The sequence below is a fragment of the Bacillus paramycoides genome, from assembly GCF_038971285.1.
GTDB lineage: Bacteria > Bacillota > Bacilli > Bacillales > Bacillaceae_G > Bacillus_A.
In genome coordinates this window covers 4,003,614-4,015,426 of record NZ_CP152427.1, presented here as the reverse complement: position 1 = coordinate 4,015,426, position 11,813 = coordinate 4,003,614, and the positions used below count along the sequence as shown (strand labels likewise).

Genomic DNA, 11,813 nt, shown 5'->3' with positions numbered 1-11,813 from the left:
ATGAAACAAGTACAAACAAAAAGGGATTGGAAAAAACTTGCATACGACGTAGTAGAAGAGAAAATGATTACGAAAGAAGATGCAATAGCGATATTAGAGGCCGACGATACAGAGATTTTAGAAATTATGAATGCAGCTTACATTATTCGCCATCATCACTTTGGTAAGAAAGTAAAATTAAATATGATTATTAATACGAAGTCTGGATTATGCCCTGAAGATTGCGGATATTGTTCACAGTCTATTATTTCAGAAGCACCGATTGATAAATATGCATGGCTAACGCAGGAAAAGATTGTAGAAGGAGCACATGAAGCAATTCGCCGTAAAGCGGGTACATATTGTATTGTGGCATCTGGTCGTCGTCCGACGGATAAAGAGGTGAATCACGTAATTGGAGCAGTTAAAGAGATTCGTGAAACGACAGATTTGAAGATTTGTTGTTGTTTAGGTTTCTTAAACGAAGATCAAGCAGGACGTTTAGCAGAAGCGGGTGTACACCGTTATAACCACAACTTAAATACACATGCGAATAATTACGAAAGCATTTGCTCCACTCATACGTATGATGATCGTGTTGATACAGTCCAAAAAGCGAAACAAGCGGGTATTTCACCATGCTCAGGAGCGATTTTTGGAATGGGAGAGACAATAGAAGAGCGTGCTGAAATTGCATTCGAATTACAACGTATAGATGCAGATTCAATTCCATGTAATTTCCTTGTTGCTGTAAAAGGTACGCCGCTTGAAGGTCAAAAGGAGTTAACACCAGTAGAATGTTTAAAAGTGCTGGCGATGATGCGCTTTGTAAACCCAACGAAAGAAATTCGTATTTCAGGAGGGCGTGAAATTAATTTGCGTTCTGTACAGCCAATCGGTTTATTTGCAGCAAACTCTATTTTTGTTGGAGACTACTTAACGACAGCTGGACAAGAACCGACTGCAGACTGGGGTATGATCGAAGATTTAGGGTTTGAGATTGAGGAATGTGCATTATAAGATAGAAAAAAGCAAACTTGTAAAAGAGTTTGCTTTTTTGTAAATAAAATGTAATAAATAATTGTGAACGCTTGATATTATTGGCTTTTGAGCGAAAAAAAGAATTTTGGTGGACGAATTTTCCAAGCCCCAATTGTACATAGTAAATATGTAATTTATATTGGGTTGGAGGATTTTATATGCACAAATATATATTAGCGATTATGACTTGTCTAATTTTACTAAAAGCGATAAGTGCTGATCCAGTTAAGGCCGCCGAAAATCCTGAACAAAAAGAGATGCAACAACGAATTGAACAACATTTTCGAACGAAAGCTGAACATTTTGGATTGAAAACAGAAGGGAAAGATTTAAAGGAAGTACGAAAAGAAATTACTATTATAGAAGAAGCGAAGAAAAGAGAGAATGTATGGAGAACAGCACAAACGCTTCGTATACAAACAGAAGGAAAAACAATGGATGAATTAATAAAAGATGTGCGGAAAAAAGTAAAAAAATAAAAAAGAGGCCGCAGCCTCTTTTTTATTTTTTTATGCCCATTGTTTTAATAAATGAGCCATTTCAATTGCAGCAACGGCGGATTCATAGCCTTTATTACCAGCTTTCGTGCCTGCGCGTTCAATCGCTTGCTCGATTGTTTCGGTCGTTAATACACCGAAAATAACGGGAATGTCTGTTTGTAGTGATAAAGATGCAACACCTTTTGCCACTTCATTACAAACGTAATCGTAATGTGTTGTAGCACCGCGAATGACAGTGCCTAACGTAATAACAGCATCATACTTCCCGCTATTAGCCATCTTTTTAGCGATTAAAGGAATTTCAAATGCACCAGGAACCCAAGCAACATCGATATCAGCTTCTTCTACACCGTGACGCTTTAATCCATCTAAAGCTCCGCCAAGTAACTTACTTGTAATAAATTCATTAAAACGTCCAACAACAACCCCAACTTTTAATCCTGTACCAACTAAATGACCTTCGAATACCATAATAAATCTCTCCTTTAATTATAAGTTTAGTAAATGTCCTAATTTGTTTACTTTCGTTTGTAAATACGCTTTATTCTCTTCTTTTGTTGGCATTTGTAACGGTACACGCTCGATTACTTCTAAATCGTAACCTTGTAAGCCAGCAATTTTTCGAGGATTATTCGTTAATAATCGTAAATGTTGTAAACCTAAATCTTTTAAAATTTGAGCGCCAATACCGTAATCACGCAAATCAGCTGGGAATCCAAGCTTTTCATTTGCTTCTACAGTATCGAAGCCTTCTTCTTGTAACTTATAAGCGCGAAGCTTATTCAGAAGCCCAATACCTCGTCCTTCTTGTCTCATATAAAGAAGAACACCTTTTCCTTCACGCTCAATTTGAGCAAGCGCAGCATGGAGTTGTGGTCCGCAATCACAGCGGCACGAGCCAAATACATCTCCTGTTAAGCACTCTGAATGAACGCGTACAAGTACAGGCTCTCCTGTTGAAATATCACCTTTTACGAGTGCAATATGCTCTTTCGAATCTAATGAATTAGAATAGCCAATCGCATGGAAAGTACCGAAATCTGTAGGTAATGTAATTTCCACTTCTCGCGTCACTAATGTTTCATGGTGGCGGCGATAAGCAATTAAATCTTCTATTGTAATCATTTTTATATCAAATTGTTTTGCGCACTGTAGTAAATCAGGTACGCGTGCCATCGTACCGTCCTCATTAATAATTTCGCAAATGACACCAGCTGGTTCTGCTCCGCAAAGCTGTGCTAAATCGACAGCGGCTTCTGTATGACCAGCACGGCGCAGGACACCGCCTTCTTTCGCAATTAATGGAAAGATATGTCCCGGACGATTGAAATCAGCACCTTTTGATGCAGGATTTAACATTTCTTGTATCGTAGTTGCACGTTCGTGAGCGCTAATTCCTGTTGTTGTAGAAACGTGATCAATACTCACTGTAAATGCAGTATGATGCGAATCTGTATTATGAGCTACCATTGGTTCTAATTGTAGACGTTCTGCGTACCCTTCTGTAATTGGTACACAAACGAGACCACGCCCATGTGTAATCATAAAGTTAATCGTTTCTGGCGTAATATATTCCGCTAAAGCGATAAAATCGCCTTCATTTTCACGATTTTCATCATCACATACAATCACGACTTTTCCTTGTTTTAAATCTTCTAGAGCTTCTTCAATACGATGAAACATCATGCTTCCCCCTTATAGAAATCCGTTTTCTTGTAAAAAGCTTTCGGTCATTGAATTTGTTCGTTTTACAGGTTTAGAAATAAAGCGTTCGATATATTTACCAATTATGTCGCACTCAATGTTTACGATGTCACCGGCGTTCTTTTCTCCAATAACAGATTCACTTACTGTGTGCGGGATGAGTGAGATTGTAATGGAAGATTCATCTATATCAAATATTGTTAAACTCGTTCCATCAATAGCAACGGAACCTTTATGCAAACAATAGCGCAGCAATTCATCAGAAATAGCTATTTTGTAATAGACGGCATTATAGTGATGTTTTTTGCTTAAAATCGTCCCGATGCCATCAATATGCCCTGAAACGAAATGTCCACCGAATCGTCCATTTGCCGCCATTGCACGTTCTAAATTTACTTTGCATTGCGGTTTAAGCATGCGAAGTGATGTTGATTGCATCGTTTCAGGCATTGCGTCTACTGTGAATGAAGTTGTTGTGAAACTCGTTACAGTTAAGCAAATACCGTTCACCGCGATACTATCACCTAAGTGAACATCTGATAAAATTTTATTTGCATGGATCGTTAACTTCATCGCTTCTCCGCTTTGTTGCATGTTTGCAATCGTTCCTAATTCTTCTACAATTCCTGTAAACATTCCGTCACCTCACTTCGGGCATGCGCAACAATTTTTATATTATCGCCAATTTGTTTCATCTCTTGAATTTTCAAGGAAAGTGCATCTTGTAATGTTGAAAAACCATTTCCACCAAATAAAGTAGGGGCATCATTTCCGCCAATTAATTTTGGACTTATATAAGTTATAATTTCATTGAAATTATTTGTTTGTAAGAAACTTGCATGAACTGTTTGACCACCTTCAACGAAAAGAGATAGGATTTGTTTTTCGCCGAGTAGGTCTAAAATATCTTGTATTTCAATTTGCTTCGTTTTCATTTGGAATATCACTATATTTTCAGATTCATAAGAAGCTATTTTCTCTTTAGTTACATCCTTACCAACAAAAATCCATGTCGGTGCTAAGCCATCTGTTATGACATGAGAAGATGGTGGCGTTCGTAAATGCGTATCTAAAATAACGCGTATAGGATGTTTACCCCCGTTAAGAATTCGTGTTGTTAAATGCGGATTATCAGCTATAACTGTATTCACTCCTACGAGAATTGCATCATGTGTATGGCGATATTGGTGAACATCAGCTCGTGCTTCTTCACCTGTAATCCACTTACTTTCACCAGTGACAGTCGCTGTTTTTCCGTCTAAGCTCATTGCTGTTTTTATTGTTACAAATGGACGTTTCGTTTTCATGTAGTGAAAAAAGTAGCGATTTAATAAAACTGCTTCCGCTTCAAGAACACCAGTAGTTACTTCGATTCCAGCTTCCTCTAATTTTCTTTTTCCATTACCAGAAACGAGCGGATTACAATCAAGAGTAGCAATTACAACCCGTTTGACTCCTTTTTTGATGAGCAATTCACAGCAAGGTGGTGTTTTTCCAAAATGGCTACACGGTTCAAGTGTTACATAAACGGTAGCTCCTTTTGCTTTTTCACCAGCCATATGAAGAGCATAAACTTCTGCGTGTTCTTCACCAGCACGCAAATGAGCTCCCATACCGATGATGTTTCCATCTTTTACAACAACAGCACCAACCATAGGATTTGGACTTGTTTGTCCGGATGTTCCTTCTGCTAACTGTAGGGCAATCCTCATATATTCTTGATCTGTCATTCTCTTCACCTCTCCTGAAAAAGTCAAAAAACCCCAAGGATTTTATATCCTTGGGGTTTGGGAGACGTGATTTCTAGAAATATAGTTCGAATACGAAAGTATAGGAAAGAAACCTAACGATGATTGATATTTTGGCATAAGGAAAAAACCTAGCAAAATATCGAATTTTTCAAACGCTAGTCGTATCTTTTTATTCCAGTATAGAAACATAAGTATACAAAATAAAACATATATAAAGATTCAAAATGAAACTTTAAAAATATGCATACTGAAATAAAAGTGTATTCGCTATATAAAATTACTAGAAAACATATCCTTCTCCCATCCAGACTATACTGTCGGCCCTAGAGTTTCACTAGATCCACCGTTTTCGAGTTGAAAACGGGTCACGGACTTAGAAGTTTGCACTTCATCACCGCCGGTTGGGAATTTCACCCGACCCCGAAGGATGTTGTTTGCTCAAATTATAGCACAAAAAAGAAAAAAGGCTAGTAAAAAATATTCGAATGTGAAGAATTGTGTGAAAATATATGTATGCTGGCATGAAGACAAAAGTATGAGAAATGTTGTAAGGAGAAGGGATGTAATGGAGTTGATCAAAAGAAAAAACATGCACAAAAAATGTGCATGTCACATGTGAAATTATTCTGCCTCTGGTGCTCTAACAACAGACTCGAATTTTCCTTTATGCGAAGCATCGCAATAAGGCATATTTTTTGATAAACCACAACGGCATAAAGAAAATGCCGATTTTGCTGGAAATACATTCCCTTGTGAATCAACTAATTCCACGTCCCCTGTAACGCGAAAAGAGCCATTATCATTTACTTTAATCTGTACTTTTGCCAACGCTATCCCTCCTTCCCAAACGCTTAATTTCATCATATAATTAAGAGAAGTACTTGACAATATGAAAAGAGCACTTTCTTTGGGAGAGAAGAGAGTGTTATAATGTTTTTTATAACTGACTAGAGTAAGGTGACGAAAGATGGATAAACAATTACGTACATTACGAAATATTGCAAATGAGCGCACGTGGGCATCATTTTTGAATGATAATCATCCATATAGTTTGTTACACTGGTCCATTGCAGGTGTAGGACAAGAGTCAAAGGATGTTTGGTTACTTCAAGATGAGGTAACATTTCAAACGACAGAATTTCCAACACTCGATGAAGCAGTGCAATGGATTTCTGAAAATATGGAACAAGTTACAGACGTTTTAGCGCAATAAAAAAACAGGCTTATGCAAGCCTGTTTTTTGTTTCTTTTACATAGGAGTTTAAAAATTGATCAACGGCTGCTTCATACTCTTCTTTATTTTCATTATAAGAGCAAGCGTGTGCGCCGTGTTCTGCAATATAAAGTTGTTTATTGTTTTCCTTCGCTTCATATAGTGCTTTCGTCATATCAGCTAAAATATAATCATCATCTTTACTATGAATAAAGAGGACGGGATTGTTAATGTTTTTTATACAATCGATTGGTGAAACTTCACGAATCGTATAACCGTCACGCACTTTTAAAAAAGCATTTGCTAAAGGTAATAAAGGCCATTTAGGTAAATGGAATTCAACTTTTAAACGGTGCTGTAATTGCCCGTAGAAATCAGAAAAAGGACAATCTGCAATATAGAAATCAGCGCCATCTTCTACAAGTCCTGCATACTGAAGAAGTGTCGCAGCTCCCATCGATTCACCATGAATACCGAGTGTTATATTTGTTCCAAAACGATTTTTTAGCCAGTCAACTACAGATTTTAAATCATGTTTCTCATAGTATCCATAGCTTGTTGTTTTTCCACCAGTTTTACCATGACGACGATGATCGTAAATAACGACATTATATCCTCTGTTTAAAAATAAGTTTGCATATTTTACAGAGTTCATTTTATTTACAGTTACGCCGTGACAGAAAACCATAAATTTGTTGGAATGACCAGCAGGAATGTAATATCCGTGAAGATCATATCCGAATTGCGAAGGAATATGAATTTCTTCTTTATGAAGGGCATCAAAATCTTCTATACGAAAATGTTTTTTCGTTTCTCTTTCGAGTACTTCTTCCTCTGTTTTTTTCTTTAAGTACATCACTTTATTTGTAAAGAAAATCCCAAGGGCAGTTATCGCACCTAGTATAGTAAACAATGCTGCAAAAAAACGTTTCATACTTTACCTCATCCTCCAAATACCGTTACATGTGATACACTTATATTGTATCACAATGATAGAAAAGGGGAGAAATAGGAGATGGTGCATATACAAAAAATTACGCCAGCGATGAAAGAAACAATCCGAATGTTCATGTGTGAGAACTGGGGTAGCTCATTAATGGTTTCACGTGGAAAGAGGCATCAATTAGAAGAGTTGTCAGGATTTGTTGCGCTCTCGAATGACAGAATAATCGGAATTATAACGTATGAAGTGATTGGAAATATGTGCGAAATTGTATCGTTAGATAGCTTTGAAGAAAGAAAAGGAATAGGGACGAAACTTGTAGATTGTGTATTACAAATTGCAGAAGCAGAGCGGTGCGGTCGGGTTTGGCTCATTACAACAAATGATAATATGAATGCGTTACGTTTTTACCAAAAACGTAATTTTTTGATGACGAATTTATATGTGAATGCGGTTGATGAGGCACGAAAAATAAAGAAAGAGATTCCGCTTATTGGGTATGATAATATCCCGATTTTACATGAAATTCAATTAGAATATAGTTTAGTGTAGTGATGTAACAATTTTCAGAAATATAAGTTATTAACCTTGACGAATATTGTAATTTAGGTTACCGTAAAATTGTAATCTATTACCATATTAAGGGGTGACGATGTGGCAACTATACGTGATGTTGCAAAATTGGCAGGTGTTTCAGTCGCAACCGTTTCACGAGTTATGAATGAAAAAGGATACGTTCATGAGGACACAGTAAAACAAGTAAAAGAAGCAATTGAGGAATTACGTTATAGGCCAAATAGTGCAGCAAAGCCATTATTTAAAGAGAATTCAACGATAATTGCATTACTTGTAGATAATCTATATGACCCATCAAACATCACTTTGCTACATTGTATGGAGGAAATAGCGTATAAAGAAGGATATCAAACTATTGTTTGTAATATAGAGAATAAAGATAGATACATACATATGTTGAAGGAAAATAACGTTGCAGGTGTTATTTTGACAAGATCCGTTTTTAAAAGTATAGGAGAAATCCCATTTCCGTTTGTTGTGATTGATGAAAAAAAATCCCATGCAAATTATTATGAAAGTGGCCAAATAGCGGTCTCTTTATTAAAAGAAAAAGGCTGTCACTTTCTTGCTTATTTCGGTGAGGGCGAAGATAGTGAAGAAATGGAAGAGTACATATCAGGATTTTTAGACGCTGTTTGGGAGGAAGGAATCTCTTATCGAGAAGTATGTGTACAAGGGTATACGAATAAACAGTTTATTACATTATTGCAAACTTATCCGTATATAGATGGAATTGTAACTTCAAGTGATAAGATTACTTTTGAGTTAATTCGAGCAGCAAAAAACTTAAATATCCGTATACCGGATAAATTGAGAATTATTGGACTGAACGGGAGTATAGACAGTGAATGGACATGCCCGTCATTTATGCAAATGGAAAGTTGTATCGAAGAAAATGGGAAAATAGCGATGCAACAATTAAAAGGAAAAATAAAAAAGTAAAAGGTGCGTATAAAACGCACCTTTTATAATGTAATGGCGGCAATAAAGCCGAATATAAGTAACGGTATATTATAATGCAGAAAAGTTGGTACACATGTATCCCATATATGATGATGTTGACCATCAGCATTTAAACCGGATGTTGGTCCAAGTGTACTATCTGATGCTGGAGATCCTGCATCGCCTAGCGCTCCGGCTGTACCGATGATTGCAATGGTGGCCATTGGACTAAATCCAAGCTGCATGCAAAGAGGTACAAAAATTGTTGTTAAAATAGGGATGGTTGAAAAAGATGAACCAATTCCCATCGTAACAAGAAGTCCAATCACAAGCATAAGAAAGGCTGCGAGTGGTTTATTATTTCCAATTATATGTGCACTTGTTTGCACAAGAGATTCAACATGTCCTGTTTTTCGAAGAACAGCGCCAAACCCAGCGGCTGCGATCATAACAAAACCGATAAAGGACATCATGCGCATTCCGCTTGTTAATATTGCATCTGCTTCTTTAAGAGGTAGACTACCACTTACTGATAAGACGATAATCCCCGCTAAAGCACCGAAAATCATGGATTCTGTTGCTAATTGAACAGTTAATGTGGCAATGATAGATAACAACCCGAAAGTAATGCTACGCTTTGTATAGGGAACGATTTCATTTGCGGTAGTATGAATTTGTTCTGTTTCATACGTACGAGGCTTTCGGTATGTAATGAAAACCGCTACACATAATCCGATAATCATACCGATTGCTGGAATAGTCATTGCTTTTGGAATAAGCGCGACATCAAATGTAAGACCGCTTTGCGCAGCATTTGTTTGCAATACATCATGATAAATTTTTCCGAACCCTGCTGGAATCCACATATAAGGAGTAATCAATCCGAATGTAATAATACATGTAACAAGTCTGCGATCCACTTTCAGCTCATTTAATACTTTTAAAAGTGCTGGAATTAGGATGGGGATGAAAGCGATATGGACAGGAATCACATTTTGTGAGAAACAAGCCATTGTTAAAATGATGAATAGAATAAGTATTTTAGAATAAACTTGTTTTTTCGTGTCTTGTTCATTGCCAATCCATTTTAATGCAGTTTGAATCATGGCATCTGGAAGTCCTGTTTTGGAAAGTGAAATAGCGAAACCGCCGAGCATTGCATAACTTAAAGCGATTGGAGCGCTGTTTCCAAGACCAGTTGTAAAAGTGTTAATCGTTTCTGAAATACCGAGTCCGCCGATAATTCCGCCTGTTAAAGCTCCAACAATGATGGCGACAATGACCTGGACACGTAACAAACTAAGCAATAGCATAACTGCTACTGCGACGAGTACAGCATTCATAAGAAATGTAATCTCCCCAAAATTTTATTGTGTTAAGGCAAGTAAATATGAAGCACCTTGCTATATTTATACATAGTTGCGACATATTATTATAAATTGTTTTCTATGAAATGTAAAAGAGCCTTTTATTACTAATGCTGAAAAGCTAGCTCTTGTTTAATGGATTGTAAAGACTGAGCGAATAATTCTGGTTCTTCTAAATCGGGAGAATGTGCTGAATTTGGGAACCAAATCATCTTTTTTATGGGCGCTTCTATCACATCACAATACTCCTGAACGAGTGCGTAAGGAGTTTGATAATCATAGCGACCAGAACAAAAATAAATCGGAATAGATAAACTTGAAATAGAAGAAAAGAAATCGATTGTTAGCATTTCTTCCCATAAAATGCCGGATTTTAAATTGCCTGCGAGAAACTTGAACCAATCTAATAGCGTATATTCAGGAGAAAAGAAACCTTTTCGTATGAAAGAAAAGGAAGATCCGTTTTGGATTGCTCCTCCGAATGTACCAAGCCATTTTCTTTGAATAATAAGGCGTCTCGTATCTAAAAATGGTGGTTTTCCTAATTTTAAAAGAGACGCTAATGCTTTTTTATGATCATGTTTTTTGGCAGAACGAATTAAATGCTGATATAGCAATTCTTCGTTTTGTTTCATATGTACAATCTGACCAATACCGATGTAAGCCTCGATATACTGTGGATATTGATGTGCTATGTTAAGCCCAATAATGCTTCCCCAAGAATGACCAGCGAGAAATAGTTTCTGTTTATTGAACTTTTTAAGTACATGTTGAATTACTTCTTTTGCATCGGACACGAATTGTTCGATTGTAAAATTTGCTCCAAAATCTTTCATTGAAAAGGATTTACCTGCCCCGCGCTGATCCCAATTAATTACGATGAAGTGTTTCTCTAATTCTTTTTGAAAATGACGAATAAATCCAATTTGTGCCATGCCCGGTCCGCCGTGACAGCATAATAAAATAGGTTGCTCTACGTTTTGCCCGCGCATAAGGAGAGTTTGTTTTCGATTATGAATCATAACGCTTTCCATCGTAGCGATACTATTAGGAATGATTTGTTTATTTTCATTATAAAACTGAGGGGTATAGCTACGGAAAAGCATATTGAAAACCTCCTTTTCTGAAATCGTATGAATCGCACAGGCTATTCGTTTTGCATATACTGTTAGAAAATCATTGTAACATACCATACTAGTGTCATTTCAACACGGGAGGAGGGAAATTGTGACGATTGGAGAAATTATAGATTGTTTAAATAGACGTGAACCCATCGCTATCATAGCAAACCGTCTTGAAATAAGCCCGTATACATTATCGAAGAAATTAAGATTAATTGGATACGAGTATGATGGAGAACAGAAGAAACGTATTTTTGTAGGAGATGGAGAAGAACCTCGTCACTTACAACTCCAAGAAGCGACAGCCCTTCAATATGAGAAAACGGATTATCAATTATTAATTTATGAACAATTACAAAGTATTTATGCGTTATTAAGAAAGAGAGAAGAAGTAATCACGCCAATTATGAGTATAAGTACAGAAAAAAAGAAACGTACTTTTTCTATTAATAAAGAAATATTAGCAAAATTAGACGTTATATCAGAATTGAAAGGAATTCAAAAATCTAAACTTGTAGAAGAGGCGTTACAACAATTTTTACAACAATACGATTTTAACAACACATCCCATTTGGATAAATAAAGAAAAGGATACTATGTTCATTGTAAGAACGAGTATCCTTTTTAGGTTTTACTAATATTGTGAATCAAGTATAAGTGCGTATCCTTTATATTA

The 11,813-nt window shown here is 36.5% G+C and carries 14 protein-coding genes and 1 riboswitch; of the genes, 6 read left to right on the top strand and 8 right to left on the bottom strand.

Translation table 11 applies throughout. From position 1 onward, the window contains the following. Together bioB and AAG068_RS20655 are read left to right on the top strand one after the other, a co-directional pair. Nucleotides 1-999: a biotin synthase gene (gene bioB / locus AAG068_RS20660; RefSeq protein WP_000815849.1), complete on the top strand. Its 999-nt coding sequence runs from the start codon at nucleotides 1-3 to the stop codon at nucleotides 997-999. Nucleotides 1,000-1,178: 179 nt separating this feature from the next. Continuing rightward, nucleotides 1,179-1,499 carry a hypothetical protein gene (locus AAG068_RS20655; protein WP_000549778.1) on the top strand — a complete coding sequence of 107 codons (321 nt, stop codon included), beginning with the start codon at nucleotides 1,179-1,181 and terminating at the stop codon, nucleotides 1,497-1,499. Nucleotides 1,500-1,529: 30 nt separating this feature from the next. Here AAG068_RS20655 and ribH read toward each other — a convergent pair whose 3' ends face one another. The 5 genes from ribH to AAG068_RS20630 form a co-directional block, all read right to left on the bottom strand. Next, complete coding sequence (gene ribH / locus AAG068_RS20650) at nucleotides 1,530-1,991, bottom strand: 6,7-dimethyl-8-ribityllumazine synthase (protein ID WP_342715662.1); 462 nt, start codon at nucleotides 1,989-1,991, stop codon at nucleotides 1,530-1,532. Between the two features lie 18 nt (nucleotides 1,992-2,009). Further along, the gene (ribBA, locus tag AAG068_RS20645; RefSeq protein ID WP_342715661.1) at nucleotides 2,010-3,203 is read right to left on the bottom strand and encodes a bifunctional 3,4-dihydroxy-2-butanone 4-phosphate synthase/GTP cyclohydrolase II; all 1,194 of its coding nucleotides are present in this window, start codon (nucleotides 3,201-3,203) and stop codon (nucleotides 2,010-2,012) included. 12 nt (nucleotides 3,204-3,215) lie between these two features. Then, complete coding sequence (gene ribE, locus AAG068_RS20640; RefSeq protein ID WP_342715660.1) at nucleotides 3,216-3,860, bottom strand: riboflavin synthase; 645 nt, start codon at nucleotides 3,858-3,860, stop codon at nucleotides 3,216-3,218. Further along, nucleotides 3,842-4,954 carry a bifunctional diaminohydroxyphosphoribosylaminopyrimidine deaminase/5-amino-6-(5-phosphoribosylamino)uracil reductase RibD gene (gene ribD, locus AAG068_RS20635; protein WP_342715659.1) on the bottom strand — a complete coding sequence of 371 codons (1,113 nt, stop codon included), beginning with the start codon at nucleotides 4,952-4,954 and terminating at the stop codon, nucleotides 3,842-3,844. The genes ribE and ribD overlap by 19 nt, the downstream gene beginning before the upstream one ends. A gap of 309 nt (nucleotides 4,955-5,263) precedes the next feature. Then, nucleotides 5,264-5,407, bottom strand: a riboswitch (FMN riboswitch). 189 nt (nucleotides 5,408-5,596) lie between these two features. Continuing rightward, complete coding sequence (locus AAG068_RS20630; protein WP_163050891.1) at nucleotides 5,597-5,803, bottom strand: CDGSH iron-sulfur domain-containing protein; 207 nt, start codon at nucleotides 5,801-5,803, stop codon at nucleotides 5,597-5,599. Between the two features lie 139 nt (nucleotides 5,804-5,942). Here AAG068_RS20630 and AAG068_RS20625 point away from each other — a divergent pair, with 139 nt between their 5' ends. Further along, nucleotides 5,943-6,188, top strand: a complete 246-nt coding sequence (locus AAG068_RS20625; RefSeq protein ID WP_342715658.1) for a YqkC family protein — start codon at nucleotides 5,943-5,945, stop codon at nucleotides 6,186-6,188. A 10-nt stretch (nucleotides 6,189-6,198) separates the two neighbouring features. Here the strand turns inward: AAG068_RS20625 and AAG068_RS20620 are convergent, their stop codons facing one another. After that, nucleotides 6,199-7,122: an alpha/beta hydrolase gene (locus tag AAG068_RS20620; protein ID WP_342715657.1), complete on the bottom strand. Its 924-nt coding sequence runs from the start codon at nucleotides 7,120-7,122 to the stop codon at nucleotides 6,199-6,201. 81 nt (nucleotides 7,123-7,203) lie between these two features. On the opposite strand from AAG068_RS20620, the gene AAG068_RS20615 reads away from it, so the two are divergent. Together AAG068_RS20615 and AAG068_RS20610 are read left to right on the top strand one after the other, a co-directional pair. Then, entirely contained in the window at nucleotides 7,204-7,683 is a 480-nt protein-coding gene (locus tag AAG068_RS20615; protein ID WP_342715656.1) for a GNAT family N-acetyltransferase, read from the top strand. A gap of 102 nt (nucleotides 7,684-7,785) precedes the next feature. Further along, on the top strand, nucleotides 7,786-8,649 hold the full coding sequence (locus tag AAG068_RS20610) for a LacI family DNA-binding transcriptional regulator (protein ID WP_342715655.1): 864 nt from the start codon (nucleotides 7,786-7,788) through the stop codon (nucleotides 8,647-8,649). Nucleotides 8,650-8,672: 23 nt separating this feature from the next. On the opposite strand, the gene AAG068_RS20605 is transcribed toward AAG068_RS20610, so the two are convergent. After that, a complete protein-coding gene (locus AAG068_RS20605; protein ID WP_000994827.1) occupies nucleotides 8,673-9,992 on the bottom strand; it encodes a Na+/H+ antiporter family protein in 1,320 nt (439 codons plus the stop codon). A gap of 131 nt (nucleotides 9,993-10,123) precedes the next feature. After that, nucleotides 10,124-11,122, bottom strand: coding sequence for an alpha/beta hydrolase (locus tag AAG068_RS20600; RefSeq protein ID WP_342715654.1), 999 nt, complete (start codon nucleotides 11,120-11,122; stop codon nucleotides 10,124-10,126). Nucleotides 11,123-11,243: 121 nt separating this feature from the next. Between AAG068_RS20600 and AAG068_RS20595 the strand changes: the two genes are divergently transcribed. Continuing rightward, nucleotides 11,244-11,720, top strand: coding sequence for a ribbon-helix-helix domain-containing protein (locus tag AAG068_RS20595; protein WP_342715653.1), 477 nt, complete (start codon nucleotides 11,244-11,246; stop codon nucleotides 11,718-11,720). Nucleotides 11,721-11,813: the final 93 nt, after the last annotated feature.